This window comes from Microbacterium testaceum, from assembly GCF_001476285.1.
Classification (GTDB): domain Bacteria; phylum Actinomycetota; class Actinomycetes; order Actinomycetales; family Microbacteriaceae; genus Microbacterium; species Microbacterium testaceum_B.
Map to the genome: position 1 here is coordinate 1 of NZ_LDRU01000074.1, position 26,306 is coordinate 26,306.

The window sequence follows — 26,306 nt, forward strand, 5'->3', positions numbered from 1 at the left end:
TCTGGATCATGTCTTCCTCGACCGGGTTGTCGGCATCCATCTCCGCGGTTCCGACGGCTTCGGCCTCGTCTTCGGCGAAAGCGCCGGCCGTCTCGTCGCTCTTTCTGCCGCTCATTCCGCGACGCCTGAGGGTGCTGGAGCGGTCTCGGGCGGGAGCGGCACGGTGGGTTCGGCGGGGTTCGGGGCGAGGGGCTCGGGTGCCGTGGGCGTGCCCGGTTCGGTGGGCGTCTGAGGGGAGGGGGTGGGAGTGCTCATGTCGTCACTCTTCGCGCGTGCGGTGGCCGACGCGACCCCCTTCCACCCCGGCCGCCGGGGGTGTAATCGCACTAGGCTCGGGGAGGGGAGTACCACAAAGAGGGGACGACGTGTCCACAGCGCATGATGTGACGCGACGCGAGGCGATCGCGCAGTACCGGCTCATCGGGGAGCCGTCGGAGCCCGACCTCCAGGGGATCGTCGAACTGGCGGCCACGATCTGCGGGGTTCCCACCGCGGTGATCAACATCATCGACGACCGTATGCAGCACCAGATCGCGGCTGTCGGCATCCAGGCGGCTGTGTGCTCGCGCGAGGACTCGATGTGCGCGGCCGTGATCAGCTCTCCGGGTCGCGTGGTCGTCCCCGACGCCCAGCTCGACACGCGTTTCGCCCAGAACCCCTTCGTGACCGGCGAGGTCGCGCACGTCCGGTTCTACGCGTCCAGTCCGTTGATCACGCCTGCGGGCGTCGCGATCGGCACGCTGTGCGTGTTCGACGACGTCGTCGGGGAGCTTTCGGATGCCAGCAGCCGAGCTCTCGACCTGCTCGCCCACCAGGTGATCGACGTCCTCGAACTGCGGCGTATCCAGCGCGAGCTGGTGGAGTCCAACGCGCAGCTCGAGCAGTTCGCGGTCCAGGTCAGTCACGACCTTCGCAACCCGCTCACGGCGCTGACCGGCTTCATCGAACTCGCCGCCGACAGCCCCGAGATGGCGCAGGCACCCCGGGCGACGCAGTCGCTCGCGCGCGCGGAGGCCGCCGCCGGACGCATGACCGCGATGGTCACCGACCTGCTCGATTTCGCGCGGATGGGGGGTACTCGACCCCACGTGAGCGACGTCGACGTGGCGGACACCGTCGACGCTGTGCTGGAAGACCTCGACGGAAGCCTCGTCAGCACGGGGGCCGAGGTGACGGTGGACGCGTCCACCCTCGTCCGTGCCGACGACACCCTCCTGCGGGTCCTCCTGCAGAACCTCATCGCCAACGCGGTGAAGTTCACGGTCGCGGCCGAGCGCGTGCCTCAGATCCGCGTGACGGTCGAGACTCTTCCGGACGGGTGGCGGATCAACGTCGACGACAACGGCGAGGCGCTCGACCCCGAGATGCGCGATCGCGTCTTCGAGCCCATGCAGCGCGGCCACGGCGCCGACGTGCCGGGCATCGGCATCGGACTCGCGACGTGCCGCCGCATCGTCGATGCGCACAAGGGCTCGATCGGCCTCGACGCGTCGCCCGCGGGCGGGACCCGCGCGTGGTTCGTCCTCCCGGCGGCCGCGTGAGGGCTACCGGGCGATCCGTCTGAGCGCAACCGTCGCGACGTGCCGCACGACCGGCACGTAGCGTGGACGCACATCCCGCTGACGAGGAGGAGCGACCGTGGCCCGCAACGTGCGTCTGATGCGCTGTGCTCCCGAGGACGTCTTCCGCGTGCTCGCCAACGGCTGGCTCTATCCGTTGTGGGTGGTGGGCGCGTCGCGTATGCGCGACGTGGCGGAGGAGTGGCCCGCCGAGGGGGCGACTCTGCATCACTCCTTCGGATCCTGGCCCGCCCTGGTGAACGACACGACGATCATGCGGGTGTGGGATCCGCCCCGGCGCGCGGTGCTCGAGCCGCACGGCGGTCCGATCGGCATCGCGCGCGTGGCCGTCGACGTCAAGGCGCGCGGTGACATGTGCGTCGTGCGCCTGCAGGAGGAGCCGGTCACCGGTCCGACCACGCTGCTCCCGGACGTCGTCTTCGACGCCATCACGCGCTGGCGCAACGCGGAGACGCTCCACCGTCTCGCCTACCTCGCCGAGGGTGGTGCGCCCGGGACGAGCGGTGGTTCGGCGGCGCGCGGTCACGAGTCGACCGCCGAACGTGAGCCGATCGACCGATGAGCGAGAACTACGACGCGATCATCGTCGGCTCGGGGCCGAACGGTCTCGCCGCCGCTGTCACCCTCGCCCGTGCGGGGTTGTCGGTGGCGGTGTACGAGCGCTCCGCGACCTTCGGGGGAGCGGCCTCCACCGCCGAGTTGACGCTCCCCGGCTTCCACCACGATGTCGGTTCGGCCGTGCACCCTCTCGCGCTGGAGTCGTGGTTCTTCCGTGAGTTCGGGCTCGATCGCCGGGTGCCGCTCGTCGTGCCCGAGGTGTCGTACGCCCACCCGCTCGACGGGGGCCGTGCCGGCCTCGCCTTCCGCGACCTCGAGCGGGCAGCCGACGCCCTCGGCGTCGATGGAGCGGCGTACGAGCGCCTCATGCGTCCGCTGGTCGACCATCTCCGCGGCGTGGCCGACTTCACCGGCAACGCCCTGTTGCGCATCCCGGGAGCCCCTCTCGCGGCGTTCTTCTTCGGCATCCGCTCGCTCGAACAGGGCGGCCCCTGGTGGAACGCACGGTTCCGAGAAGAGGTCGCTCCGGCTCTCATCACGGGCGTCTCGGCGCACACGATCCTCTCCCAGCCGAGCCTGGCGGCGGGCGGGGCGGGTCTCGTTCTCGCGACCTACGGCCACGGCCGCGGGTGGCCGATCCCGATCGGCGGCAGCCAGGCGATCGCCGACGCGATGATCGCCGACATCCGCGCGTACGGCGGGGTGCTGCACGCCGACGTCGAGGTCACCTCGCTCGACGAGCTCCCGCCCTCCCGTGCCGTCCTGCTCGATACGACGCCGCGTGCCCTCATCCGTCTCGCGGGGGATCGGATGCCACCGGCCTACCGTCGTGCGCTCGAGAGGTTCCGCTACGGCGGCGGTGTCGCCAAGGTCGACTTCGCTCTCAGTGAGCCCGTGCCCTGGGCGAACGCCGATATCGCCCGCACGGGTACGGTGCACATCGGCGGGACGCGGGCCGAGATCGCCGCGGCCGAGAACGCGGTGGTCCGAGGGAGTCTCCCCGACGCACCGTACGTGCTCGCCGCCCAGCCGACGCTGTTCGACCGCAGCCGCGCTCCGGAGGGGAAGCACGTGCTGTGGGCCTACACGCACGTCCCGTCGGGGAGTCCCGCCGACCGTGAAGAGGCGATCGTCCGTCAGATCGAGCGGTTCGCGCCCGGATTCCGCGACACCGTCCTCGCATCGGCGTCGCGCACCGCGGAGGACATCGAGGCGTGGAACCCCAACTTCCCGGGTGGTGACATCTCCGCCGGAGCGCCCACGTTCACTCAACTGCTCGGGCGCCCCGTCTACAGCCCGGACCCCTGGCGCACCCCGATGAGTGGGGTGTACCTGTGCTCGTCGTCGACGAGTCCCGGACCGGGAGTACACGGGCTCGCGGGCTGGCAGGCGGCGCTCAGCGCCCTGCGGCACGAGTTCGGCACGCGGTTGCGACCGGATCTCGCGCCCCGCGACGACCAGCTCGTCTCGGCTCCGTAGCCGTGCCGGAGGGCGACAGCGTCTATCGCCTGCGGCAGCGCCTCGACGCGGCAACGACGGGGGAGCGCGTGCGCGACGGCGAACTGCGCTCGGGCCCTGCCGCCGGCACCTCGCTCGCGGGCCGTCGGATCCGGGGGTACGACACGCACGGCAAGCACCTGCTGACCCGTTTCGACGACGGCACCACCCTGCACACGCACCTACGGATGCAGGGCAGCTGGACCCTCACCCGCGCGGGGCGTGCTCTCCCCACCACCGTGCGGGAGAAGGCCCGCGTACGCCTCCGCCTCGACGACGGCCGTGAACTCTGGGGGCTCGACCTTCCCGTGGTCGAACTCCTCCCGACCGCGCGCGAGGTCGACGCGGTGGGGTATCTCGGTCCCGATCCGCTGCGGGAGGACTGGGATGCCGTCGAAGCGGTGCGGCGGTTGTCGCTCTCGCCCGCTCGGCCTTTCGTCGCCGCGCTGCTCGATCAGACGCGGATCGCGGGTCTCGGCAACCTGTGGGTCAACGAGCTCGCCTTCCTGCGCGGCATCCATCCCTTCGCCCCCATTGGGGCGACGGATCTCGACGCGCTTGTCGCTCTGGCCGCGCGGTGTCTGCGGATCTCGGCGACGATCCCCGGGATGTACCAGGTGACGACGGGGGACCGGGGCAAGGGACGGTCGCACTGGGTGGTGGGCCGCGCGGGTCGACCGTGTCTGCGTTGCGGGACTCGCGTCCGGGTGCGCGAGGAGGTCGCGGGCGACCCGGAGCAGCGCCGCACCTGGTGGTGCCCGCGCTGCCAGCCGATGCCGTCGGCGCTCGATGTCGGAACCCCGGAGTAGAACGGGACGATGGCCGTCGCTCGAGAAGACCTGCTGCGCGTCACCCGCATCTACGCGGAAGACGCGGCGCTCGAGCTCGAGCGTGGACGCGAGATCGTCGCGCGGTGGCCCGACGCCGACATCGTTCCGATCTCCTCGCACTGGCAGATCCCCGAGGTCCACGGCGACGAGACGAACGTCGCTCGGTGGGTGCGTATCAAGACCGAGGCGCTCGTCCTGGGGGTGAAGAAGAGCGTGGCCACCCGGGTCAACGGCCGGTCGGCCGACTTCATCGCTCCTTCGCTGTCCAACGGCTGCGCCATGGCCTGCAGCTACTGCTACGTGCCGCGACGGAAGGGCTACAGCAACCCGATCACCGTGTTCGCGAACATCGAGCAGATCACGAAGCACCTCGCCCGTCATGTCGCTGCGCGCGGACCGAAGACGGATGCCAACCAGTGCGACCCCGAGGCGTGGGTCTACGACATCGGTGAGAACGGCGACTGTTCCGTCGACGCGATGATCAGCGAGAACGTCCGCGACGTGTGCGATCTGTTCCGCATGATGCCCACCGCGAAGGCGTCCTTCGCGACCAAGTTCGTCAACCGCGACCTGCTCGAGTGGGATCCGGCGGGTCGCACGCGGATCCGTTTCTCACTGATGCCGACGGCGACGGCGAAGGTCACCGACCTCCGCACGTCGCCGATCTCGGAGCGCATCGCCGCGATCAACGACTTCGTCGATGCGGGGTTCGAGGTTCACGTGAACTTCTCGCCGGTCATCCTCACCCCGACGTGGCTCGCCGATTGGCGAGAACTCTTCGACGAGATCGATGCCACCCTGCGCCCCCGCGCCAAGGCGCAACTCGCGTGCGAGGTGATCTTCCTCACGCACAACGAGGGCCTGCACCAGGTCAACCTCGGTTGGCATCCGAGAGGCGAGGAGCTTCTGTGGACGCCGAGGCTGCAAGAAGAGAAGACATCGCAGAACGGTGCCGTCAACGTGCGATATCGGCATCCGCTGAAAGCTCAGAGCGTCGCCGCCCTGACAGAACTCATCGCCGAGAAGCTGCCGTACTGCCACGTGCGTTACGCGTTCTGAGCGCCGCTACGAGATGTCACCCGTCGGTGAGTCCGCGGTGGTCGCGGCCTCGTCGGCATCCTTCTGCGCGGCAGCGCCTTCATCAGGCGACTCGCTTCCGGCCCCGTTGGAGTCTTCGTCGGGGGCGTCGTCGGCGCGGCCGTCGTGGTTCGTCATGCTTTCTTCCTCTCGTCGCGGGCCGGTTCGCTGACCCGCGCTCGACGCTGGCATGCCCCGGTGGGTGTGTCCAGGGGGTCGACACCGCTAGAGAGGCACGACCCCGTAGCGAGCCGTGAAGGCCGCAGCGGCCGCGTCTTCGAAGTCGTCCGCCTCGTCGCGCAGATCGGCGTCGCGCAGGTCGGCATGGCGCAGGTCGTTCCCGTCCACGGTCATCACAGGAGCGGCGCGAGAGCGCCGGCGGTCAGGGCGAAGCCGAGGGCGGTCGCGCCGAGCGCGGTGGCGGCGGCGAGCGAGAGGCGTTCCGTGCGGCGTCGACGGGCGGCGTTCACAGGGTGCGCGGTGGAGCGAAGCGAGCCCTTCGCGGCGTCGAGATCGTCGTACCGACCGATCGGGATGCCGTGCGCGTCACGGGAGACGTACCCGCCGGCGACCTGGTCGACGGATCCGAAGTACTCACCGCCGTGGTGCGCGACCCAGAACCCGGTGTCGACCTTCGCCCACATCGTGCGCGCGGGGGCCGTGCGAGCGGGAACCGCGCGAGCGGGCACGGTGCGAGCGGGCGCCGTGCGGGCGGGTGCCTGCGGGGACGTGATCGTCATGTCAGGCCGCCGCGGTCAGCGACGAACGTCGCGAGGAGACGGGAGTCGGGCGCGAGGGGGAGACGCGCTTCTCGGCGTCGTGCGCCGGGATCTCCGCGGAGAGGTCCATCATGAGTCCCGCCGACGAGTTCGCCATCTCGGCCATGTTCTTCAGCACGGTCGCGTTCAGCGTCTCGGGTTCGGCCGTGTCGAAGACGAACCGGAGGGGAATCGAGGGCTGCAGCCAGAGGGTGGAGCGGCCGGGGGTGCCGTCGACGTGGGTCCAGCTGAGAGTGAAGCTCTCGCTGCGACGGAGCTTGGTCGTTACGACGACCTTGATGTGCGAAAGCAGGCGGTCGGGAATCTCGATCGACTCGGCCGACGTGGCGTAGAACAGGTTGCCCATGTGTTGCTCCTCTCTCAGCGGTTAGCTCTCCTAAGAACATACTCGCTTAGTAACTAGTTCGTCTAACTATTATTCTGGGGTATAGTCTCCCCAAACTGAGGGGAGGTGTGCCATGACGGATGTCGATCTCGCGAACCGTGGCACGAACGCCGCCCAGCCGAGCTACTGGTACGGCGACGCGCCCTCGGATCGTCGGCAGCGGCACAAGGCGGTGCTCGAGGCCCTCCGGGTCTACCGCGCCGCCGAGGTGGCCATGCGCCGCCGCACGCGCGACTCCATGTCGATGGGCGAGAACGAGCTCCTCGTTCTGCGCTACCTTCTGCGCGACCCGTCACGTGAGGTGCGTCCGGGCGAACTGACGCGCTACCTCGGGCTCTCCACCGCCTCGACCACGGCGTTGCTGGACCGGCTGGAACGCTCCGGCCACATCGTTCGCGTCGCCAACCCCGGCGATCGTCGCAGCATCTTCATCCGCTCGACGCCCCGGGCCGACGCCGAGGTGCGCCAGACGCTCGGCAATATGCACGAGCGCATGCTCGCGGCGGTCATCGACATGACGCCCGAGGAGTCCGCCGTGGTGGTGGCCTTCCTCCGCCGCATGAGCGACGCTGTCGACGGCGTCGCCGTCGAGGGCGGTGCCGGCGAGCATGGCGCCATCGAGGACGCGGCGGTCGAGTCCTCGTGATCTATGTGCTCGTCGGCGGCCCGCGCGACGGACAGCACGTCGACGATCTCCCTCGCGGCTACCGTCTCTCGCTCGCCGACCCGCCCCCGGAACCGTTCGGGGAGTTCGAGACGGTGCGCGCGGTGTGGTTCGAACTCGACGAGGTCTTGTTCCGCTCCGCTCAGCGGCGCGAATGAGCCGTACCCTACGGTTCCCGTGCAGGCAACCCACCCTTGGCTTCGACCGGTTCCCCGCAGGGTGAACTCATGCGCTGCGTGACATATGCCGGAGAAACCGTCCTGACGACCGACGACGTCGCCTCGTCGCTCATCGAGCTGACGGCGGCGGTGGCGAAGGAGGGGCAGGCCGAGGCGGTGAGCATCCCCATCGTCACGAACGACAACAAGGTCGCCCAGGCCGAACTCGTCATCGGCGTCGGCAATGACGTTCTCTCGGCGCCGGTCGAGTGGGACGACGAGGAACCCGATTTCTCGCACGCGGCCAAGGAGCTCCGCGACCACCGCTTCTTCCCGCACACGCAGCTGCGCATGGTGGAGCCCGATCCGGATGCCGACGACGAAGGGCCCATCGACTGGGATTTCGATCAGCCCACCCAGGCCTGACGGCGGCACCCGATCGATCGAAGGGTGACCAGGATGCCGCGACTCTTGCGCCGAGTTCGCGGCATCCGTTATGTTCGCTAGTCCGTGCCATCCGGCACGACAGCCGAGGAAAGACGAGACGATGACCGCGAAGCGCGATCGCCGCACGGAGCAGCAGTACCTGCCGTTCCTCCTCTCGTCGTACCCTCCGGCGCCGGTCGTCTAGACATTCGTTCTTGCACGCCCCGCACCGTCAGGTCGGGGCGTTTCTCTTTCCGCCGTGTGGGGGAGTGCCCCGTCTCGAGGCTCGACCCCCTCGCGCAGTCGCGCATCACACGAAGGAAAGGATCCATGCAGAAGCTCACCGAGCGACTGGTGTCGTGGGCGAGCCTGATTGATGACAAGACCATCGAGCAGGCCCGCACCTCGTCGACCATGCCGTTCATCCACCCCCACCTGGCCCTCATGCCCGACGCCCACCTGGGCCTGGGCGCGACGGTCGGCTCGGTCATCCCGACGCTCGGCGCCATCATGCCCGCGGCCGTCGGTGTCGACATCGGCTGCGGCATGATCGCCGTCAAGACGCAGTTCCACGCCTCCGACCTCGACGGTCGGGATCTCGCGGAGCTGCGGCAGCAGATCGAGCGCGCCATCCCGCTGTCGGCGGGCCGTGACAATCGCAAGATCGTCGCGACCGCCGAGCCGCGCGTGGCCGAGCTCGAGGCACTCGCCGAGAAGGCCGGCTTCGACCCCACGACCTACGCCGGCCACTGGCGGCAGCAGCTCGGGTCGCTGGGCAGCGGCAACCACTTCATCGAGATCTCGCTCGACGAGAACGACGACGTGTGGATGTTCCTGCACTCGGGGTCCCGGGGCGTCGGCAACCGCATCGCGCAGCACCACATCAAGGTGGCGCAGCGTTTGGCGAAGCAGTGGTGGATCGAGCTTCCGCACCCCGACCTGGCCTACCTGGTCGAGGGAACGCCGGAGTTCACCCGGTACATCCGCGAGCTCCGGTGGGCCCAGCACTTCGCCCTGCTCAACCGCGAGGAGATGATGGACCGCGTCGCGAACCAGCTCGGCCGTTTCCTCGACACACCCGTCGAGGAGCGCGAGCGGATTAACTGCCACCACAACTTCACCGAGTCTGAGAGGCACTTCGGCAAGCAGGTGTGGGTGTCCCGCAAGGGCGCGATCATGGCGGATGCCGGTCGACCGGGGCTGATCCCCGGCTCGATGGGCACCGCCTCGTACGTCGTCGAGGGGCGGGGCAACCCCCTCTCGCTCAACTCGTCGCCGCACGGCGCGGGCCGGGAGTACTCCCGGTCGGCGGCGCGCAAGACTTTCACGCGCGAGCAGTTGCGTGAGGCGATGGCGGGTATCGAGTACCGAGACACCGACGCGTTCATCGACGAGATCCCGCAGGCGTACAAGCCGATCGACCGGGTGATGGCGGATGCCGCCGATCTGGTGACCGTGCGCCACACGCTGCGGCAGATCGTCAACGTGAAGGGTGACTGAACCGGATGCCACGGACGCGACCGCGCGTCCGTGGCATCCGTCTTCCCGTGGTACCCGTCTTCCCGGCCGTGCCGCATAGCCTGGAGGCATGCGGGCGAGGACGAGGACGTGGCGGACCGGGGGCATCCTGCTCGGAGTGGCGGGAGTGCTGACCCTTCTCGCGGGGCAGCACGCGCTGAATGGGTTCGCGTTGCGCGTCGTGATCGACATCGTCTGGGCGATCGGCGTGCTCGCCTTCGCGGTGGGGTTCTCTCGCGACGCGAGCGTCGTCGGTCGGAGACCGCTCGGGATGACGTCGCTCATCGTCGTGGCGGTGACGCCGCTGGTCTCGGATGCTGTGGTCATGGCCCTTCCGGAGGTGCGTTCGCCGGACGACCCGGCGGTTGTCGCGACCTCCGTCGTCTCCTGGGGCGGAACGATCGTCTCTCTCGCCGCCGGACTCGTCGCCGCCGTGCAGATCGCGCGGCTGGGGACCGTGCCGCGCCGGTGGCGTTGGATGCCGATGTGGGCTCTGTGCGTGAGCGTCGGGGCTGCAGCGTTGCAGTACGCGACCGTGGCCCTTCTCTTCGGCGCGGGGGCGGGGCAGGATGTCTTGGTCGCGGCCAACATGATCGGGGTGTTGTCGCTTCTCGCCCCGACCCTCGGATTGGGTGTCCTCGCGCTCGTCGCGGCGGCGTCGGAGCGCCCCGACAGCGTCGACGTGTATCGCCCGGTGTAGCGAGGCGGGCCCCGCCGACCAGCGGAGACGAATACACCCAGAGGTGGATGCCTTCGTTCACCTCGGTCGGCGAGCATGAAGTGTCGCCGCCGCTCCGTGCGTGCGACGAATCGCTTCGGAGCACTGTTTCATGCCCTCGACCGTCGCCTCGGCACCGCCTCCCCTCACCGACCCCTCGATCGACGTCCTGGTGGACTCTCGCCGCGCCCGGCGGTTCACGATGCCGTTCGCGGCGCTCGCGCTCGCCGCCGTCGTGACGACGGTAAGCCTCTCGCCCGTGGGCACGGCCGCGTTCATCGACGCCCCGCTCGACCTCCGTGCCGTCCTCGTCGCTCTGTTCCGGGTCGACGACCTCCGGCTGCTCCCGTTCATCGTGGCGGGGATCCTGCTCATCGGAGCCGGTGCCGAGCGCGTGATGGGGGCTCGGCGTGTGCTCCTCGCGTATATCGGAGGCGGGGTCGCCATCTCGGTCCTGGGGCTCGCGATCGGCGTGGTCGAGACGTCGTTCCTGCCCGCGCTGCCCCTGAACTCTCCACCGTTCGAGGGCGCTCCGCCGATCGCTGCGCTCCTCGCGGTGACCATGGCATCCAGCTGTTTCGCCGGTGCGCTGTGGCGCCGACGCGTGCGGCTGGCGAGCGTCTTCGTCGCCCTGACCCTTTTCCTCTACTCCGCGTCGGCGAGCGACCTGTACGCCCTCGTGGCTCTACCCGTCGGGCTCGCGATCGGCATGCTCGCGGGCGGTCGGCGCGCGCGGCTCCGCGTCCAGCGGAGCTCCCACCATGAGACGCGGGTCCTCCTCTCGGCCCTCACCGCGGTGACGGCGATCGGACCCGTCATCGCCACGGTGTGTGGGAGCGGTGCCGGTCTGCTCTCGGTCTACGGGTGGCTGTCCATGGACCCTCTGACATCGGCCGACGGGATCGTGTGCGTGGGCTCCTCCGCCCTGCCGTGCCCGTCCGCCGAGAACTACGCGGAACTGCAGCCGCTCGCGGGATGGATCGCGATCCTGCCGCTGGCGATCCTCCTCGTCGCGTCGTGGGGGATCCTGCGCGGGCGTCGCGGTGCTCTCAGCCTGGCCATCGCGATGAACCTGCTGGTGTTCGCCGGGGTGGCGTACCTCTTCGCGGTCACGGAGCCTTCCACGCTCGCCGACCTGGCCGCGGTGCGTCCGACGGACGCGATCTCGGTGTGGCAGACCCTGGTCGGTCTCGCTGTCAGCGCTCTGGTTCCTCTCGTCGTCGCACTGACGCTTTTCGTGTTCCGTCGAGCCGCGCCCGTGCCGTCCGTCCCCGGCGCGCGTTCGTCCTTCGCGCTGACCGTCGGGATCGCGGCGTCGGGGACCCTGGCGTTCACGCTCGCGGGGACGCTGGGATTCGCCGACCAGTTCAGCCCTCGCCCGGACGCGGCTTTCCTCGTTCAGACGCTGCCGCTGCGATTGCTCCCGCCCACCCTGCTCCCCGTCGAGTCGGTGCAGTTCGTCCCGCTGACGCCGTGGGCACAGGCGATCTGGTATCTCCCGTCGGCGGTCTTCTGGGCTGTGTGCCTCGTGGCCGCCCTGCGCCTCGTGGTCCGTTCGAGCGAGGCCCAGGCGACCGGTGATCGCGTGCGGGCACGCGCGGTGCTCGAGCGCGGGGGCGGCGGGACGCTCGCGTGGATGACGACCTGGCCGGGCAATGCCTACTGGTTCGCCCCGGATGCCGACGCGGCGTTCGCGTACCGCGTCTCCGGCGGCGTCGCGGTGACGCTCGGGGGAGCGTTCGGCGCCGACCGCGCGCGGCCCGGCATCGGACGCGCGTTCGTCGACTTCTGCGGGGAGCACGGCTGGACGCCCGTGTTCTACAGCGTCGATGACGAAACGCGGGACGCCCTCGCGGATCTCGGGTGGCAGCACACGAGCGTCGCCGATGAGGCCCTGCTCGACCCGCGCACGTGGACGCCGACGGGCAAGAAGCGACAGGACGTCCGGACCGCGACGAACCGCGCCGCTCGCGAGGGCGTGACGACTCAGTGGACGCGCTGGATCGACCTCACCTTCCTCGACCGCGCGCAGCTGCGCGAGATCTCCGAGGGGTGGGTCGCCGACAAGACGATCCCGGAGATGGGATTCACGCTCGGCGGTCTCGACGAGACGGCGGATCCGGCGGTGCGTCTCATGCTCGCGCGTGATCGTGAGGGGCGCATCGTCGCGGTGACGAGCTGGCTGCCCGTACGCGGATGGGACGGCGTCGTCGGCTACGCGCTCGACGTCATGCGGCGCCGCGACGACGCGATGAACGGCGTCATGGAGTTCGTCATCGGAGCCGTGGTGGAGCAGGCCCGGGCCGAGGGGTGCTCGGTCCTCAGCCTGTCGGGCTCGCCGTTGGCATCCCATCGAGAGGGGGATGCCGCCGACCTCCCCGCCGTCGATCGTGTGCTCGAACAGCTCAGCGCTCTGCTCGAGCCGGCGTACGGGTTCCGCTCTCTGGCGAACTTCAAGAAGAAGTTCCAGCCGGAGTTCGCGCCGATGTGGATGATCTACCCCGATGCCACCCACCTGCCGGCCATCGGCCTGGCCCTGTTGCGCTGCTACGTGCCCGGATTGACGCTCGCCGGCGCCGCGCGCCTCGGCGCCCGCCTGCGTCCGGCTGCTCGTGAGAGCGCGGAGGTGTCCGCGTGAGCGCGGCGAGTGCGCTCGAGCGCCAGCGCGCCGCCATCCGCGCCGCCCAGGCACGGCTCGCCGCGTTCGTCGCGAGCACGTCCGCCGACGTCGACGACGCCGCGCGAGACGCCGAAGCGGCATTGCGGTCGGCCGTGTCGTCGGGGGCGGGCCTCGATCGCGTCTCGGCCGAGCTCGAGCTCAGCCCGCGGGCGCTGCGGGCGATCGTCGAGGGGGCGGTTCGCCTGCGCAGCCTGCATCCCGACGATCGCCTGCGTCCCGCCTGACGCGGGCCCGAGACCGCGAGGGCCCCGACGACCGCGGGCGCGCGTTCGTCGGGGCCCTCCGCCTCGGCATCCCGACCGGGATCAGATGCGCTCGGCGCGGTACGTGTCGCTGCTGAAAGCGAGGATCAGGTACCCGATGACGTGCAGCAGCACCAGCAGCACGATCGAGAAGAACCAGCCGTGGCCGAAGGCGCGGCCGACGCGGATCGACACGATGATGTAGAACACGAATCCGACGATCGGGATGATGTACAGCAACGCGAACCACCCCGAGAACCCGGCGATCTTCGTCAGGAAGACGAGGTTCACGATGGGGATGATCGCGAGCCACCCCGGGTATCCGGCCTTGGTGAACACGCGCCACAGCGCCACGACGAGCAGCACGTAGACGGCGAGGCCGATGAGCGAGTTGGTCGCGCTCAGCGCGAAGATCGAGGTCTGGTCGGTGATGGAGTACGGGCTCGAAGTCAGCATGCGCTCATCGTAGAGGTCTCTCAGCTTCCGCTCAGCTTTCGCATCCGGATGCCGAGCCCCGCCGCCATGGCCGGCGTCGGGGTTACGCTCGGGGAACGCGAGTCGGGGAGGGACATGGGCGAGCGCAGATTCGAGTGGGGCGGCCTGAGCGCCGACCGCGCCGATTACGTCACCGCGGCCGAGGCCCTGGCCATGCTCGAGGTCCTCGCCCTCGCCCACACCGACCTCGAGGTGACCACCGACCTTCGCGACGGGGCCGCGCATGCGCGTTTCGCCCGCGGGGCGCGCTGGGCGGTCGTCTCGACACCGGGATCGCGCTGGTTCTCGGTCGAGACCGACACCGGCCACCGTACTCAGCTCGTCGACGCCACCTCGTCGAAAGACGAGAGCGCTCGCCTCCTGGCCGTCTACGTCGACGTGGCCGAGGCGTACGTCCGCGGCGATGCGGTCCCCGTCCCCGCGGGCATGTTCGGCGCGACGTCGGTGACGGTAGACGTCAACGGTCGAGCGGTCGTGCTGACCCCGTCTCTCGGCCGTCGCGTGCGGGCCCTGTTCGGCCGCTAGGCCCGGCCGCGCCCCCGGTCAAGCCTCTGCAGCGCCCGCGGCCTCCTTGCCAGGCTGGTTGCACACGCGACGAGAGGAATGCCATGAGCGACCCCCAGAACTCCGCACCCGCCGACGACGCGGCCGACCTCGGCGACGACCCCACGGTCAAGCCGAGCCAGGAGAACGACCCCGACGAGGCGTCGAAGGCCCCGACGAAGGACGACCCGAACGTCGACCACCAGGCGACGGGGATCGGCGTCATCGGCGACGAGTGATCCGGATGCCGCGCCCCGGCGCCACGCGGGTCTTTCCGGCCCGGGGGCGTCGGGTGCGGTCGGCCCGGCCCGCGGCGTCGGGGGCGGTCGCGGCGCGGTGATAACCTTGACCGTCCGCCTCCGTAGCTCAGGGGATAGAGCGTTGGTTTCCGGTACCAAAGGTCGCAGGTTCGATTCCTGTCGGGGGCACACCAAGTAAGGCCGCGGTCGCTGATCGCGGCCTTCGTCGTCTGCTGAGGCGTCGTCCAGCGCGGCACGAGAGTCGATTCACCCGTCCCCAGACTCGTTCTCACCAACCTGATCGGCTCAGGTCCAATACTCGATGAGTCCTTCGGCGCGCAGCTCGTCGAGAGTCGCACGCACGGCGCTGCGCGCGTCTCCGTCGGCCGGGTTGCCGTGCGCACGCACCGCGGCGACCACCAGGTCGTCGAGCGTCACACCGCTCGCCGTCCGCCAGAGCGTGGGGCCGATGCCGTCGAGGACGTGGACGGAACTCCCGCCCTCTCCGCTGCGTCGCAGCACGGCGAGCCGGCCGTCCGCGAGGGTGATGGCATCCAGAACCGGTGTCCGCGCGTAGCCCGCGGTGGCAGACACCGGGACGATCGTCAGGCGCTCGAACGTCGAGATCGCGTCGCGCGGGGGCGACGAGAGAAGGTCGCGGATCAGCGGAAGAGCGTCCTCTGCTTCGCGATAGCGCAGTCGGAGGGGTCCACCGACGCTCTCGATGTGCCCGAGCAGCGTCGTCAGTGGTGCGTCGAGCTCGGAGAGGTAGCTGCATTGCGGGGCGATCGCGGCGATGGCATCCGTCATGTTCAGTGGCTCGAGTCCCGCGACGGCGGCGTCCTCGTCGCGGTCGAGGACGACGATCGCGTGCAGGCGCAGTGGCGTCGACGGCAGGTCGCGGAGGCCGAGACTCCTCGGCGGGAGCTGGTGTTTGGCTCCGGCGCCGACGATGACCGAGAGAGGTTTCCGGTACGGCAGCACGGTTCCGTCGGCGGTCACGCCGACGCTCTCGTCGGTGACGTAGGCGAACTCTCGCGCGAGGCGCGACATGAGCGTGGTCTTGCCCATGCCCGAACGCCCGGAGAAGAGCACGACCCTCCCGCGGTCGTCGGCGACGGCGCCTGCGTGGACCATCCAGAGCTCGCCGCGGCGTGCGGAGAGGGCGGCGAGCGTCACTCGGGTCGTGAGGTCGGCCGCGGCCGCGTCGAGGGGGAGATCCTCGCGGCATCGCACGACGGAGGCGGGTTCCGCCCTTCCGCTCATGCGAGCGCCCGACCAGCCTTCCGCGAGCAGATCGCGGTCGGTCGGCGAGAAGCCTGAGACATCGATCCGGACGGTGACCCCGAGCGCGTCGACGTCGAACATGGTCAGGGGGCTCGGCACGGGCGTCAGTCTGTCCGCACCGCCGAGGCGCCCGAATCGTCGGGCGGTACGTCGCACGAGGGTGAAAACGCGCGAGGGGGCGTTGTCAAGACCTCTCCGCGATTCGGCCGGGCATTGGGATGCTGGGGGAACTCTTGAAAGGAGCCTGCCATGAGCATCGGAGCCGGCATCGCGCTGTTCGTCATCGGCGCCATCCTCGCTTTCGCGGTGAACCTCCCGAACGACTTCGTGAACCTCAGCATGATCGGCTACATCATGATGGGGGCGGGCGTCGTCGTCTTCCTCATCGGGATCGTGCTCCTCGTTCGTCGTCGGCAGACCGACACGGTGACCCGCACCGAAGGAGTCGGGGGAGCGCAGGTCACGCGCTCGACGACGCGTTCCTCGAACGACGACCTCGTGTGAGACCCTCGGGGTCCCCGCCCCGAGAGAGCCAAGATGACCGAATCGATTCCCACTGCGCCTTACGACGCGTCCGCCGAGGACCTTTTCGACGGCCGCTACCGCCTGGGACGCGTCCTCGGACAGGGTGGTTACGCCCGCGTCTATGAAGCGGTCGACACGTCGCTCGGCCGCACCGTCGCCCTCAAGGTGATTGAGGGCGAGGGAGCAGACCCCTCGGATGCCGCGCGCGTGCGCTCCGAGATCCGCCTGCTCGCGTCGCTGTCGCACCCCTCACTCGTCACCCTCTACGACGCGCGCCTGGCGGCGACTCCCGCGTACCTGTCGATGGAGCTCATCGCCGGTCCTACCCTCACCGATCTCATCGCCCGCGGACCGATGTCGGCCGAAGACGTCGCCCGCACCGGCGTCGAGATCGCCGAGGCGTTCGCGGTGATCCACGCGCGCGGGATCGTGCACCGCGACGTCAAGCCGTCGAACATCCTCATCCGCCCCGGCGCCCACTCCGGAGAGAAGCCGCGAGCCACGCTCGCCGACTTCGGCATCGCCTCGCTGGTGGGCGCCACGCGCGTGACCCGCGCCGAGACGGTCGTCGGCACGGCCGCCTACCTGAGTCCCGAACAGGCGCGCGGAATGCCGGCTGCACCGGCCAGCGACGTCTACTCCCTCGGGCTCGTGCTGCTGGAAGCCCTGACCGGCACGCGCCCCTTCGCGGGGCGGACGCCGCATGAAGCGCTCGCCGCACGTCTCGTCGCGGCGCCGGAGATCCCCGCGCGAATCCCCGACGCGTGGCGCGACGTCCTCGAGCGGATGACGGCGGTGGATCCCGCCGAGCGCCCGGATGCCGCCGGCCTCATCGTCGCTCTCCGCTCCCTGTCCGAGGTGCCGGTGCCCGCCGATGTCCGGACAGCGGTCTCCGGGACGACGGGCGAGTCGCCCACCCGGGTCCTGCCGCAGGAGCCCGCGCCCACGCGCGTCCTCGACAAGCCGCGGCGGCGGATCTCGCGCCGCGCCGCGATCGTGGCATCCGTCATCGCCGTCCTCCTCGTCGGCGGCGGCACGGCGACCGCTGTCGCGCTGAGCGGGTCATCCGCGAGCGCCGCGCCGGATTTGCCCGCGCTGCCCTCGCCGCTCGATCAGCATCTCGGCGACCTGTGGACGGAGGTCGGACCGTGAGGCGCCGCACGCTCCCCGTGGTCGGGGTCCTGGTCGCGATGACCGTTGCGCTCGCCGGGTGCACGCCGCCGGCCACCGAGCCGACCGCGTGGCAGAGCACCGTTCGCACCGTCGCCGATCAGGCCTCGGCCGGGGACTATGCATCCGCCCTCGCCACTCTCGACGCGCTCGAGGCGGAGGTGACGGCCCGTCGTGATGCCGGCGAGCTGTCTGCCGAGGGCGCCACAGCGATCCTCGACAGGATCGCGACCGTCCGCGCCGACCTGACGTCGCTGGTACCCACGCCCACGCCGACGCCGGAGGCAACACCCGAGGACCAGCCGACCATCTCGGACGACGGGTCATCGGACGACGGGTCATCGGACGACGAAGTGCCCGCGAATCCGGGCGAGCAGGGCCCGGGCGACAACGGCAAGGGCAAGGGGCCGGGCAAGGACGATCAGGGTCCGGGAGCCGGGGGAGGCCCCGGCAAGAAAGACGGCTGACGGGGTCTTCCCGCGCCGCGGGCCGAACCACCCCCGCGGCGTGCGAGGATTGCTCGGTGCCGCGCCGGGTGACCGCTGAACTCGACCTCGATCTGGGGGCGTCCGTCGACCTCATCTTCCAGATCACCGCCGCGCAGGGCGTGCCCCTCGCGAGCGAGAACCTGACCTTCTCGCAGGGTGATCGCCTCTATACCCCGACCGAGATCGTCGACCAGTCCGGCAGCCGTCTGCACAGGCTCACCGCCGAGCAGGGGCCGCTCTCGGTACGGTACGACGCGGTCGTGCAGGGGCCGTCGCAGACTCCGCGCACGAGCGACCTCGAGACGATCACCTACCTCCGCCCCAGTCGCTACTGCCAGTCCGACGAGGTGTTCGCGCAGGCGCGGCGGCAGTTCCGCGGACTCGCCGGGGCAGACCTCCTCGCCGCGGTCTCGAACTTCGTCGCGACGACGGTGACCTACACCCCCGGCCTCAGCCTCGGTACCGACAGCGCGGTGACCACGCTCATGACCGGTCAGGGAGTGTGTCGCGACTACGCGCACGTCGTGATCGCCCTGCTGCGCGCGATGGACATGCCCGCGCGCTATGCGGCGTGCTTCGCCCCCGGGCTCGAGCCGATGGACTTCCACGCGGTCGCCGAGGCGTACCTCGACGGTGCGTGGTACGTCGTCGACGCGACCCGCCTCGCCGACCGCCGCTCGCTCGTCCGGATCGCAACGGGCCGTGACGCCGCCGACTGCGCCTTCCTCAGCTATCACGGCGGATACGTCGGTCTCGAGCGCATGCACGTCGACGCGGTCCTCGAGAACGAGACCCCGGATGCCACGGCCCCCGACGACCACGAAGCGCTGGTGCAGATCGCCTGACGCACGTCGCCGCCCCGCCGTGGCCCGTATGCATGACCAGTGCGGTCGCGGCCGTCCCACCAGCCACACCGAGTGACATCCGCCCCACGGGTCATGCAGATGGACCGGCGAGAGGAGCGGGCCGCGCCGCCTAGAATTGCAGGGCTATGGATCCCGCTGCCCTCTCCGCCGCCCTGCTCGCCGTCATCGTCCCGCTCGCGGAGGCGCGACGAGAGGGGTCCTCGGCAGGGCTCAGTGCCGCCGACCTGCCCCTCGAACGCCCGAAGAACCGCGACCACGGCGACTGGGCCTCCAACGCCGCGATGAAGCTCGCGAAGGTGGTCGGTGCGAACCCGCGCGAGTTCGCGGCCGAGATCGCGGAGGGCCTCGCGTCCGTCGACGGTGTCGCGAGCGTCGAGGTCGCCGGTCCCGGCTTCATCAACATCCGACTCGATGCCGCCGCCGCCGGAGCCCTGGCGAAGACGATCGTCGAGCAGGGCGCGGCGTTCGGAACGAACGACAGTCGTGCCGACGAGATCATCAACCTCGAGTTCGTCAGCGCCAACCCCACCGGCCCGATCCACCTCGGCGGAACGCGGTGGGCCGCGCTCGGCGATGCCCTCGCGCGCATCCTGTCGTCGCAGGGTGCGAAGGTGACCCGCGAGTACTACTTCAACGACCACGGTGCGCAGATCGACCGCTTCGCCCGCAGCCTGGTCGCCGCTCACCAGGGCGACCCGACGCCGGATGACGGCTACGGCGGTGCCTACATCGGCGACATCGCGAAGCGCGTGGCCGAGGCGTACGACGGCGACATCGACGCCCTGGACGCGGATGCCAAGCAAGAGGCGTTCCGCGAGCTCGGCGTCAACTTCATGTTCGACGAGATCAAGCAGTCGCTGCACGAGTTCGGCGTCGACTTCGACGTCTACTTCCACGAGAACGACCTGCACAACTCCGGCGCGGTCGAGCGCGCCGTCGCGCGCCTGCGCGAGCTCGGGCACATCTTCGAGGCCGACGGCGCCACCTGGCTGCGCTCGACCGAGTTCGGCGACGACAAAGACCGCGTCATCATCAAGTCCGACGGGCAGCCCGCCTACATCTCCGGCGACCTCGCGTACTACCTCGACAAGCGCGAGCGTGGCTTCAACCGCTGCATCATCATGCTCGGCGCCGACCACCACGGTTACGTGCAGCGGCTGATGGCGATGTGCGCCGCGTTCGGCGACGTGCCGAACGTCAACCTGCAGGTGCTGATCGGCCAGATGGTCAACCTCGTGCGCGACGGCCAGCCGATGCGCATGTCGAAGCGTGCGGGAACCGTGGTGACCCTCGAAGACCTCGTAGAGATCGTGGGAGTGGACGCCGCCCGCTACGCCCTCACGCGGAGCTCCGCCGACTCGAACCTCGACATCGACCTCGACGTGCTGCAGAAGCGCACGAACGACAATCCCGTGTTCTACGTGCAGTACGCGCACGCCCGTACGCACAACGTGGCGCGCAACGCCGCGGCATCCGGGGTCGATCGTTCCGAGTTCGCCCCCGAACTGCTCGACCACGAGTCGGAGTCGGCGCTGCTGGGAGCCCTCCAGGAGTATCCGCGCGTCGTCGCCCACGCCGCGGATGTCCGCGAGCCGCACCGCATCGCCCGCTACCTCGAAGAGGTCGCCGGCCTCTACCACCGCTGGTACGACAACTGCCGCGTGATCCCGCTCGGCGACGCGCCGGTCGAGCCCGTGCACCGCACGCGCCTCTGGCTGAACGACGCGACCGGCCAGGTCCTGCGAAACGGACTGACCCTGCTCGGCGTCTCGGCCCCGGAGCGGATGTAACGGATGACGGATGCCACGGCTCCCACGCCGCGCAAGAACGGCCGGTGGATCGCGATCCTCATCGTGGTCGTCGTCCTGGTGGCGGGCGCCGCGGTGGCGGCGGAGTTCATCGCCCGGTCGGTCGTCTCGAACACCGTCCGTTCGCTCGTCGTGGAGAAGATCGGCCTCCCCGACGACCAGGATGTCGACGTGGAGCTCGGTGGGGTCGTCCTGCCTCAACTGCTCGCCGGCCGCCTCGACGACGTGACGATCACCTCGGACGATGTGACCCTGGGTCCCATCACCGGTGACGTGCGCGCCGAGATGACGGGCGTCCCGGTGTCGGGCGGAGGCGCCGCCGACGAGGGGACCGCGTCGATCCGCCTCGACGAGCAGCAGCTGCGCACGCTCCTCGCGCAGATCCCCGACTTCCCCTCCGGGACGGTCGCGATGGCCGCCCCCGATCTGACCTTCACGAACGAGCTGTCGGTGTTCGGAGTGGGCATCCCGGTCGGAGTGTCCGTGACGCCGGGTGCGTCGAACGGAGACCTCACGCTCACTCCGACCGGTTTCCAGCTCGGCGGGAACAGCATCGACGCCGACACCCTCCGGGCGCAGTTCGGGGGAGTGGCCGATGTGGTGCTTCGCTCGCAGAGCCTCTGCTTCGCCGACCGCCTTCCCGCGGCGCTCACCCTGACCTCGGCGACCGTCCAGGGTCAGAACCTCGTCGCGTCGTTCGACATCGACGGTGGGGTGCTGAACGATCCGGCACTCCAGCGCGACGGCTCCTGCGGATAGGGCGCGGGAAGGGAGCGGCATACGCCGTGCCCTAGACTGCTAGGGCTGCCCGCCGCGTGACTCTCCGCGGGGGCGGCAGCCGTGATCCGCGGCCGTCGCGTCGCCGCAAAACCCGATTGGTCCCTCTGTGTCCGCCTCGCACTCCGCGCTCGTGCCCGAGTGGCTCACCGCCCCGGCCGATGCGAACGAGCTCGTCGCTCCCGTCTGGCCCGCGTCCGCCCGTCGCCGCGACGATGGTTCCGTCGAGGTCGGCGGCGTCTCGGTGTTCGACCTCCGTGATCGTTTCGGCACCCCGCTCTACGTCCTCGATGAGGACGAGGTGCGCGCGCACGCCCGCCGCGCCCGCGCCGCGTTCGAATCCGCGGCGGCTCGTCATGGCATCCGCTCCCGCGTGTACTACGCGGGCAAGGCCTTCCTCTCGACCGAAGTCGTCCGCTGGGTCGTCGACGAGGGACTCGCCGTCGACGTGTGCACCCGCGGCGAGCTCGAGGTCGCCCTCGCGGGCGGCGCGGACCCCGCGCGCCTCGGCTTCCACGGCAACAACAAGAGCGTCGCCGAGCTGGAGCGTGCCGTCGAGGTCGGCATCGGCTCCGTCGTCGTCGACAGCCCGATCGAGATCGAGCGTCTCGCCGCGATCGCGGATCGTCGCGGCGCCGTCCAGTCGGTGCTCGTCCGCGTGCGCACCGGCGTCCACGCCGAGACCCACGCGTTCCTCGCGACCGCGCACGAAGACCAGAAGTTCGGCTTCTCGCTCGAGGGTGCCGCCGAGGCGGTCGCCCGTATCCGCGAGCTGCCGAGCCTGCGCTTCGTGGGCCTGCACGCCCACATCGGGTCGCAGATCTTCGACTCCTCCGGCTTCCGTGAGTCGGCGGCACGTCTGGTCGACCTGCACGCCGACCTGCTCGCCGGGGGAGAGATCCCCGTGCTCAACGTCGGCGGAGGCTTCGGCATCTCGTACACCTCGGTCGACGACCCGAAGCCCATCGAAGAGATCGCCGACGGCATCCTGGATGCCATCGCCGACGAGTGCGCGGTGCGCGGCATCCCGATGCCCGACGTCGCCACCGAGCCCGGCCGTGTCATCGTCGGCCAGGCCGGTGTCACGCTCTACGAGGTGGGCACGGTCAAGACCGTCACCGCCGCCGAGAACCTCGAGCGCACCTACGTCAGCGTCGACGGCGGGATGAGCGACAACGCCCGCCCGGCCCTCTACGGCGCCGACTTCTCGGCGCGGATCGTCTCGCGGACGAGCTCCGAGACCCCCGCACTGTCGCGCGTGGTCGGCCGGCACTGCGAGTCGGGCGACATCGTCGTGGATGCCGAGTACCTCCCCGCAGATGTGACTCCGGGCGATCTGCTCGCGGTGCCCGCCACCGGTGCGTACTGCTTCTCGCTCGCGAGCAACTACAACTACACGCCGCGCCCGCCCGTCGTCGCGGTCCGTGACGGCAGCGCCCGCGTGATCGTGCGCGGCGAGACCATCGACGACCTACTTTCGCGAGACGCCGGCATCCCGGCATCCGATCCGACCGATACACCCCACGGAGACACCGAATGACCGACTACCGCACGCTTCGCGTGGCGCTCCTCGGCGCCGGCGCCGTCGGCTCCCAGGTCGCCGACCTGCTTCTCAAGCACGGCGACGAACTCGCCGACCGCGCGGGCGCGAAGCTCGAGCTCGCCGGCATCGCCGTGCGCAACCTCGATTCCAAGCGCGACGCAGACCTGCCGCGCGAGCTCTTCACGACGGATGCCGAGACCCTCATCGTCGGCAGCGACATCGTCATCGAGCTGATGGGCGGTATCGAGCCCGCCCGCACACAGGTGCTGCACGCGATCGCCTCGGGCGCCGACGTCGTCACAGCCAACAAGGCGCTCCTCGCCACGCACGGCTCCGAGGTGTTCGAAGCCGCCGACCAGGTCGGTGCGGAGGTTTACTACGAGGCCGCCGCGGCCGGCGCCATCCCGATCATCCGGCCCCTACGCGACTCGCTCGCCGGCGACCGCGTCGTGCGCATCATGGGCATCGTCAACGGCACGACGAACTACATCCTCGACCGCATGGACACCGAGGGTGCCGACTTCGCCGACGTCCTGGCGCAGGCGCAGGCCCTCGGCTACGCCGAGGCCGACCCGACGGCCGACGTCGAGGGATACGACGCCGCGCAGAAGGCCGCGATCCTCGCCAGCCTCGCGTTCCACACGACGGTTCCCCTGGATGCCGTGCACCGCGAGGGCATCACCTCGGTCGACGCCGCGATGATCGAGTCCGCGCGCCACGCCGGCTACGTCATCAAGCTGCTCGCCGTGTGCGAGCGCCTGACGGCCGCCGATGGCTCGGAGTCGATCTCGGTCCGCGTCTACCCGGCTCTCGTCGACCGGTCGCACCCCCTCGCGAGCGTCCACGGTGCGAACAACGCCGTCTTCGTGCAGGCCGAGGCGGCGGGTGACCTCATGTTCTACGGCGCCGGCGCCGGCGGCGTGCAGACCGCCTCCGCTGTGCTCGGCGACGTCGTCTCGGCAGCACGCCGTCACATCGCCGGTGGCGTCGGGGTGGGGGAGTCGACCCGCGCGAACCTTCCCGCCGTGCCCATCGGTCACGTCATCACGCGCTACCAGATCACCCTCGAGGTCGACGACAAGCCGGGCGTGCTGGCGACCGTCGCCGGCATCCTGAGCGAGGGGCGCGTGTCGATCGCGACCGTCGAGCAGACCGTCATCGAGGCGGACGAGAACACTCAGACCTCGGGCTCCGCCCGCCTGGTCATCGGAACACACAAGGCCCGCGAGCAGGACCTGAGCGAGACCGTCGAGCGTCTCGCCGCGAGCGGCGTCGTCGAGCGCGTGGTCTCCGTGCTGCGCGTGGAAGGGAACTGAACATGGCACACCTTTGGCGCGGAGTCCTCCGCGAATACGCCGACCGGCTGGGCGTCACCGACGCCTCCACCGTCGTCACCCTCGGCGAGGGCGGTACGCCGCTGCTGCCCGCCCCCGCTCTCTCGCGCCGCACCGGTGCCGACGTGTGGGTGAAGTACGAGGGCATGAACCCCACCGGTTCGTTCAAGGACCGCGGAATGACCGTCGCCCTCTCGCGCGCCGTCGAGCACGGCGCCGAGGCCGTCATCTGCGCCTCGACGGGCAACACCTCGGCCTCGGCCGCGGCCTACGCCGCGCACGCCGGGATCACGGCCGCGGTGCTCGTCCCCGAGGGCAAGATCGCCATGGGCAAGCTCAGCCAGGCCGTCGCGCACAACGGCCGCCTCATCCAGATCCGCGGCAACTTCGACGACTGCCTCGAGATCGCGCGCGAGCTCGCCGATCACTACCCGGTGCACCTGGTCAACTCGGTGAACCCCGACCGCATCGAGGGGCAGAAGACCGCGGCCTACGAGGTCGTCGAGGTCCTGGGCGACGCGCCCGACTTCCACTTCATCCCGGTCGGAAACGCGGGCAACTACACCGCGTACTCGCGCGGCTACCGCGAAGAGGCCGCTCGCGGCGTCGCGACGCGCGTTCCCCGCATGTTCGGCCTCCAGGCCGCGGGGTCCGCCCCGCTCGTGCGCGGCGAGGTCGTCAAGCAGCCCGAGACGATCGCCAGCGCCATCCGCATCGGCAACCCCGCGTCGTGGGACCTCGCCCTCGAGGCGCGCGACGCGACGGACGGCTGGTTCGGCGCGATCGACGACGCCGGCATCCTCGAAGCGCAGAAGATCCTCGCCGGCGAGGTCGGCATCTTCGTCGAGCCCGCCTCGGCGATCAGCGTCGCGGGGCTCCTCGACCGCGCCGAGGCGGGGGTCGTCCCCGCCGGCGCCAAGGTCGTGCTCACCGTCACCGGCCACGGCCTCAAGGACCCGCAGTGGGCCCTGCGCAAGGCCGACGGCACCGACGTGCAGCCCACCGTCGTCGACGCGGCCACCTCGGAGGTCGCTTCGGTGCTCGACCTGCAGCCGGTGAGCGCGTGACCACAGGCCCCGGCCGTCGGGTCGCGGTCCGTGTTCCCGCGACGAGCGCGAACCTCGGACCCGGCTTCGACACCCTCGGTCTCGCTCTGAGCGTCTACGACGAACTCGTCGTCGAGCAGCTCGACGACGGCCTCCTCGAGATCGAGGTCGAGGGCGAGGGCGCAGCCGACGTCCCCCGCGATGCGTCGCACCTCGTCGTCCGCGCGATGGCGCACACGTACGCGTCGGTCGGCCGTGCCCTTCCCGGGCTGCGGCTGACCGCGCACAACGTCATCCCGCACGGTCGCGGCATGGGCTCGTCCGGAGCCGCCGTGGTGGCCGGCATCCTCGCCGCCAAGGGCCTGCTCGAGGGCGAGGTGACGTTCAGCGATGTCGACCTGCTGCGGCTGGCCACCGAGATGGAGGGTCACCCCGACAACGTCGCGCCGGGCCTCTTCGGCGGTCTGACGATCGCGTGGATGGATGCCGAGGGCCCCCAGCACAAGCAGCTCATCGTGCACCGCGGTGTGTCGCCGCTGGTCTTCGTGCCGAGCTTCACGATGTCGACCGCCGTCGCGCGAAGCCTGCAGCCGCTGCAGGTGCCGCGCGAGGACGCGGTGTTCAACGTGTCGCGTTCGGCCCTGTTGATCGCCGCGATGACGCAAAGCCCCGAGCTGCTCATGGCCGCGACCGAAGACAAGCTGCACCAGAACTATCGCGCCCAGGCGATGCCCGAGACCGACCGGCTCGTTCGCGCCCTCCGCGCCGAGGGATACGCGGCCGTCGTGTCGGGCGCGGGACCGAGCGTGCTGGTTCTCGCCGACGGGCCGGGGCAGCGACTCGCCGCGGCGGATCTTATGGCATCCGTGGTCGACACCCCGTGGCAGGCGCTCATGCTCGCCGTCGACGTCAAGGGTGGTACAGTGAAAATCGCAGAGGGTTCCGCGTAATTCGCGAATCTGAGCCTCTGCACCACCTGCGAAATCCGCAACACATCGCGAACCCGGTCTCGGCTGCAGTCTCCCGAACCGCTGGTGTCTCTTCGTCTGCGTTCTGCATGGCGAAGCGCGATC

At 70.2% G+C, this 26,306-nt stretch carries 31 protein-coding genes and 1 tRNA gene; 25 read left to right on the plus strand and 7 right to left on the minus strand.

Annotated elements, in window-relative coordinates:
- Positions 1-111 precede the first annotated feature (111 nt).
- A complete protein-coding gene (locus NS283_RS18950) occupies positions 112-255 on the minus strand; it encodes a hypothetical protein (protein ID WP_193752680.1) in 144 nt (47 codons plus the stop codon).
- 110 nt (positions 256-365) lie between these two features.
- Here NS283_RS18950 and NS283_RS12695 point away from each other — a divergent pair, with 110 nt between their 5' ends.
- From NS283_RS12695 to NS283_RS12715, 5 genes are all read left to right on the plus strand, one after another.
- Positions 366-1,541 (plus strand): sensor histidine kinase, encoded by a 1,176-nt coding sequence (locus tag NS283_RS12695; protein WP_081317422.1) that lies wholly within the window; start codon positions 366-368, stop codon positions 1,539-1,541.
- Positions 1,542-1,638: 97 nt separating this feature from the next.
- Complete coding sequence (locus NS283_RS12700) at positions 1,639-2,142, plus strand: SRPBCC family protein (protein ID WP_058597233.1); 504 nt, start codon at positions 1,639-1,641, stop codon at positions 2,140-2,142.
- Positions 2,139-3,617: a phytoene desaturase family protein gene (locus NS283_RS12705; protein WP_058597234.1), complete on the plus strand. Its 1,479-nt coding sequence runs from the start codon at positions 2,139-2,141 to the stop codon at positions 3,615-3,617. The genes NS283_RS12700 and NS283_RS12705 overlap by 4 nt, the downstream gene beginning before the upstream one ends.
- A 2-nt stretch (positions 3,618-3,619) precedes the next feature.
- On the plus strand, positions 3,620-4,444 hold the full coding sequence (locus NS283_RS12710; protein WP_058597235.1) for a DNA-formamidopyrimidine glycosylase family protein: 825 nt from the start codon (positions 3,620-3,622) through the stop codon (positions 4,442-4,444).
- Between the two features lie 9 nt (positions 4,445-4,453).
- Complete coding sequence (locus tag NS283_RS12715; RefSeq protein ID WP_058597236.1) at positions 4,454-5,524, plus strand: spore photoproduct lyase family protein; 1,071 nt, start codon at positions 4,454-4,456, stop codon at positions 5,522-5,524.
- A gap of 6 nt (positions 5,525-5,530) precedes the next feature.
- Here NS283_RS12715 and NS283_RS18955 read toward each other — a convergent pair whose 3' ends face one another.
- From NS283_RS18955 to NS283_RS12725, 4 genes are all read right to left on the minus strand, one after another.
- Positions 5,531-5,680, minus strand: coding sequence for a hypothetical protein (locus tag NS283_RS18955; RefSeq protein ID WP_193751363.1), 150 nt, complete (start codon positions 5,678-5,680; stop codon positions 5,531-5,533).
- Between the two features lie 87 nt (positions 5,681-5,767).
- Positions 5,768-5,896: a hypothetical protein gene (locus tag NS283_RS19355; protein ID WP_275934954.1), complete on the minus strand. Its 129-nt coding sequence runs from the start codon at positions 5,894-5,896 to the stop codon at positions 5,768-5,770.
- The gene (locus tag NS283_RS12720) at positions 5,896-6,282 is read right to left on the minus strand and encodes a hypothetical protein (RefSeq protein WP_058597237.1); all 387 of its coding nucleotides are present in this window, start codon (positions 6,280-6,282) and stop codon (positions 5,896-5,898) included. The genes NS283_RS19355 and NS283_RS12720 overlap by 1 nt, the downstream gene beginning before the upstream one ends.
- 1 nt (position 6,283) lies before the next feature.
- Positions 6,284-6,667, minus strand: coding sequence for a DUF7882 family protein (locus tag NS283_RS12725; protein ID WP_058597238.1), 384 nt, complete (start codon positions 6,665-6,667; stop codon positions 6,284-6,286).
- Between the two features lie 112 nt (positions 6,668-6,779).
- On the opposite strand from NS283_RS12725, the gene NS283_RS12730 reads away from it, so the two are divergent.
- From NS283_RS12730 to NS283_RS12760, 7 genes are all read left to right on the plus strand, one after another.
- The gene (locus tag NS283_RS12730; protein WP_058597239.1) at positions 6,780-7,352 is read left to right on the plus strand and encodes a MarR family winged helix-turn-helix transcriptional regulator; all 573 of its coding nucleotides are present in this window, start codon (positions 6,780-6,782) and stop codon (positions 7,350-7,352) included.
- Positions 7,349-7,528, plus strand: coding sequence for a hypothetical protein (locus tag NS283_RS12735; protein ID WP_058597240.1), 180 nt, complete (start codon positions 7,349-7,351; stop codon positions 7,526-7,528). Before NS283_RS12730 ends, NS283_RS12735 begins: the two co-directional genes overlap by 4 nt.
- A 69-nt stretch (positions 7,529-7,597) precedes the next feature.
- Positions 7,598-7,954, plus strand: a complete 357-nt coding sequence (locus NS283_RS12740; RefSeq protein WP_241492244.1) for a hypothetical protein — start codon at positions 7,598-7,600, stop codon at positions 7,952-7,954.
- Between the two features lie 330 nt (positions 7,955-8,284).
- Positions 8,285-9,454, plus strand: coding sequence for an RtcB family protein (locus NS283_RS12745; RefSeq protein ID WP_058597241.1), 1,170 nt, complete (start codon positions 8,285-8,287; stop codon positions 9,452-9,454).
- Positions 9,455-9,542: 88 nt separating this feature from the next.
- On the plus strand, positions 9,543-10,172 hold the full coding sequence (locus tag NS283_RS12750; protein ID WP_153003366.1) for a hypothetical protein: 630 nt from the start codon (positions 9,543-9,545) through the stop codon (positions 10,170-10,172).
- Between the two features lie 130 nt (positions 10,173-10,302).
- Positions 10,303-12,828: a bifunctional lysylphosphatidylglycerol flippase/synthetase MprF gene (locus NS283_RS12755; protein WP_058597243.1), complete on the plus strand. Its 2,526-nt coding sequence runs from the start codon at positions 10,303-10,305 to the stop codon at positions 12,826-12,828.
- Complete coding sequence (locus tag NS283_RS12760; protein WP_058597244.1) at positions 12,825-13,094, plus strand: hypothetical protein; 270 nt, start codon at positions 12,825-12,827, stop codon at positions 13,092-13,094. The genes NS283_RS12755 and NS283_RS12760 overlap by 4 nt, the downstream gene beginning before the upstream one ends.
- 81 nt (positions 13,095-13,175) lie before the next feature.
- On the opposite strand, the gene NS283_RS12765 is transcribed toward NS283_RS12760, so the two are convergent.
- The gene (locus tag NS283_RS12765; RefSeq protein ID WP_193752681.1) at positions 13,176-13,568 is read right to left on the minus strand and encodes a DUF5684 domain-containing protein; all 393 of its coding nucleotides are present in this window, start codon (positions 13,566-13,568) and stop codon (positions 13,176-13,178) included.
- A gap of 114 nt (positions 13,569-13,682) precedes the next feature.
- On the opposite strand from NS283_RS12765, the gene NS283_RS12770 reads away from it, so the two are divergent.
- The 3 genes from NS283_RS12770 (at position 13,683) to NS283_RS12775 (ending at position 14,578) form a co-directional block, all read left to right on the plus strand.
- Positions 13,683-14,132, plus strand: a complete 450-nt coding sequence (locus NS283_RS12770; RefSeq protein WP_058597245.1) for a hypothetical protein — start codon at positions 13,683-13,685, stop codon at positions 14,130-14,132.
- Positions 14,133-14,215: 83 nt separating this feature from the next.
- Positions 14,216-14,389, plus strand: a complete 174-nt coding sequence (locus tag NS283_RS18960) for a hypothetical protein (protein WP_193751225.1) — start codon at positions 14,216-14,218, stop codon at positions 14,387-14,389.
- A 116-nt stretch (positions 14,390-14,505) separates the two neighbouring features.
- Positions 14,506-14,578: transfer RNA gene (locus NS283_RS12775), tRNA-Arg, on the plus strand.
- 117 nt (positions 14,579-14,695) lie between these two features.
- Here NS283_RS12775 and NS283_RS12780 read toward each other — a convergent pair.
- Positions 14,696-15,775 (minus strand): hypothetical protein, encoded by a 1,080-nt coding sequence (locus NS283_RS12780; RefSeq protein ID WP_153003367.1) that lies wholly within the window; start codon positions 15,773-15,775, stop codon positions 14,696-14,698.
- Between the two features lie 150 nt (positions 15,776-15,925).
- Between NS283_RS12780 and NS283_RS12785 the strand changes: the two genes are divergently transcribed.
- The 10 genes from NS283_RS12785 to thrB all read left to right on the plus strand — a co-directional run bounded on the left by NS283_RS12785 (position 15,926) and on the right by thrB (position 26,183).
- Complete coding sequence (locus tag NS283_RS12785; protein WP_058597247.1) at positions 15,926-16,180, plus strand: DUF6458 family protein; 255 nt, start codon at positions 15,926-15,928, stop codon at positions 16,178-16,180.
- Positions 16,181-16,213: 33 nt separating this feature from the next.
- Positions 16,214-17,353 carry a serine/threonine-protein kinase gene (locus tag NS283_RS12790; RefSeq protein WP_058597248.1) on the plus strand — a complete coding sequence of 380 codons (1,140 nt, stop codon included), beginning with the start codon at positions 16,214-16,216 and terminating at the stop codon, positions 17,351-17,353.
- Complete coding sequence (locus NS283_RS12795) at positions 17,350-17,838, plus strand: hypothetical protein (protein ID WP_153003368.1); 489 nt, start codon at positions 17,350-17,352, stop codon at positions 17,836-17,838. Before NS283_RS12790 ends, NS283_RS12795 begins: the two co-directional genes overlap by 4 nt.
- Before the next feature lie 56 nt (positions 17,839-17,894).
- A complete protein-coding gene (locus NS283_RS12800) occupies positions 17,895-18,704 on the plus strand; it encodes a transglutaminase-like domain-containing protein (RefSeq protein WP_058597250.1) in 810 nt (269 codons plus the stop codon).
- A gap of 146 nt (positions 18,705-18,850) precedes the next feature.
- Entirely contained in the window at positions 18,851-20,515 is a 1,665-nt protein-coding gene (gene argS / locus NS283_RS12805; protein WP_058597251.1) for an arginine--tRNA ligase, read from the plus strand.
- 3 nt (positions 20,516-20,518) lie between these two features.
- On the plus strand, positions 20,519-21,292 hold the full coding sequence (locus NS283_RS12810) for an LmeA family phospholipid-binding protein (protein ID WP_058597252.1): 774 nt from the start codon (positions 20,519-20,521) through the stop codon (positions 21,290-21,292).
- 127 nt (positions 21,293-21,419) lie between these two features.
- Positions 21,420-22,850 carry a diaminopimelate decarboxylase gene (gene lysA / locus NS283_RS12815; RefSeq protein ID WP_058597253.1) on the plus strand — a complete coding sequence of 477 codons (1,431 nt, stop codon included), beginning with the start codon at positions 21,420-21,422 and terminating at the stop codon, positions 22,848-22,850.
- The gene (locus NS283_RS12820; RefSeq protein WP_058597254.1) at positions 22,847-24,169 is read left to right on the plus strand and encodes a homoserine dehydrogenase; all 1,323 of its coding nucleotides are present in this window, start codon (positions 22,847-22,849) and stop codon (positions 24,167-24,169) included. The genes lysA and NS283_RS12820 overlap by 4 nt, the downstream gene beginning before the upstream one ends.
- 2 nt (positions 24,170-24,171) lie before the next feature.
- Positions 24,172-25,254 (plus strand): threonine synthase, encoded by a 1,083-nt coding sequence (gene thrC / locus NS283_RS12825; protein WP_058597255.1) that lies wholly within the window; start codon positions 24,172-24,174, stop codon positions 25,252-25,254.
- Entirely contained in the window at positions 25,251-26,183 is a 933-nt protein-coding gene (gene thrB, locus NS283_RS12830) for a homoserine kinase (RefSeq protein ID WP_058597256.1), read from the plus strand. The genes thrC and thrB overlap by 4 nt, the downstream gene beginning before the upstream one ends.
- Positions 26,184-26,306: the final 123 nt, after the last annotated feature.

Excerpts from the sequence above, each read along its gene's own strand:
- NS283_RS12820 (WP_058597254.1), top strand. The coding sequence starts at position 22,847 with ATGACCGACTACCGCACGCTTCGCGTGGCGCTCCTCGGCGCCGGCGCC.
- NS283_RS12740 (WP_241492244.1), top strand. The coding sequence starts at position 7,598 with ATGCGCTGCGTGACATATGCCGGAGAAACCGTCCTGACGACCGACGAC.
- NS283_RS12730 (WP_058597239.1), top strand. The coding sequence starts at position 6,780 with ATGACGGATGTCGATCTCGCGAACCGTGGCACGAACGCCGCCCAGCCG.
- NS283_RS12750 (WP_153003366.1), top strand. The coding sequence starts at position 9,543 with ATGCGGGCGAGGACGAGGACGTGGCGGACCGGGGGCATCCTGCTCGGA.
- NS283_RS18955 (WP_193751363.1), bottom strand. The coding sequence starts at position 5,680 with ATGACGAACCACGACGGCCGCGCCGACGACGCCCCCGACGAAGACTCC.
- NS283_RS12745 (WP_058597241.1), top strand. The coding sequence starts at position 8,285 with ATGCAGAAGCTCACCGAGCGACTGGTGTCGTGGGCGAGCCTGATTGAT.
- NS283_RS12705 (WP_058597234.1), top strand. The coding sequence starts at position 2,139 with ATGAGCGAGAACTACGACGCGATCATCGTCGGCTCGGGGCCGAACGGT.
- NS283_RS12720 (WP_058597237.1), bottom strand. The coding sequence starts at position 6,282 with ATGACGATCACGTCCCCGCAGGCACCCGCCCGCACGGCGCCCGCTCGC.
- NS283_RS12770 (WP_058597245.1), top strand. The coding sequence starts at position 13,683 with ATGGGCGAGCGCAGATTCGAGTGGGGCGGCCTGAGCGCCGACCGCGCC.
- thrC (WP_058597255.1), top strand. The coding sequence starts at position 24,172 with ATGGCACACCTTTGGCGCGGAGTCCTCCGCGAATACGCCGACCGGCTG.
- NS283_RS12725 (WP_058597238.1), bottom strand. The coding sequence starts at position 6,667 with ATGGGCAACCTGTTCTACGCCACGTCGGCCGAGTCGATCGAGATTCCC.
- NS283_RS12715 (WP_058597236.1), top strand. The coding sequence starts at position 4,454 with ATGGCCGTCGCTCGAGAAGACCTGCTGCGCGTCACCCGCATCTACGCG.
- NS283_RS12755 (WP_058597243.1), top strand. The coding sequence starts at position 10,303 with ATGCCCTCGACCGTCGCCTCGGCACCGCCTCCCCTCACCGACCCCTCG.
- NS283_RS12810 (WP_058597252.1), top strand. The coding sequence starts at position 20,519 with ATGACGGATGCCACGGCTCCCACGCCGCGCAAGAACGGCCGGTGGATC.
- NS283_RS12765 (WP_193752681.1), bottom strand. The coding sequence starts at position 13,568 with ATGCTGACTTCGAGCCCGTACTCCATCACCGACCAGACCTCGATCTTC.
- NS283_RS18960 (WP_193751225.1), top strand. The coding sequence starts at position 14,216 with ATGAGCGACCCCCAGAACTCCGCACCCGCCGACGACGCGGCCGACCTC.
- NS283_RS18950 (WP_193752680.1), bottom strand. The coding sequence starts at position 255 with ATGAGCACTCCCACCCCCTCCCCTCAGACGCCCACCGAACCGGGCACG.
- NS283_RS12785 (WP_058597247.1), top strand. The coding sequence starts at position 15,926 with ATGAGCATCGGAGCCGGCATCGCGCTGTTCGTCATCGGCGCCATCCTC.
- NS283_RS19355 (WP_275934954.1), bottom strand. The coding sequence starts at position 5,896 with ATGACCGTGGACGGGAACGACCTGCGCCATGCCGACCTGCGCGACGCC.
- argS (WP_058597251.1), top strand. The coding sequence starts at position 18,851 with ATGGATCCCGCTGCCCTCTCCGCCGCCCTGCTCGCCGTCATCGTCCCG.
- NS283_RS12790 (WP_058597248.1), top strand. The coding sequence starts at position 16,214 with ATGACCGAATCGATTCCCACTGCGCCTTACGACGCGTCCGCCGAGGAC.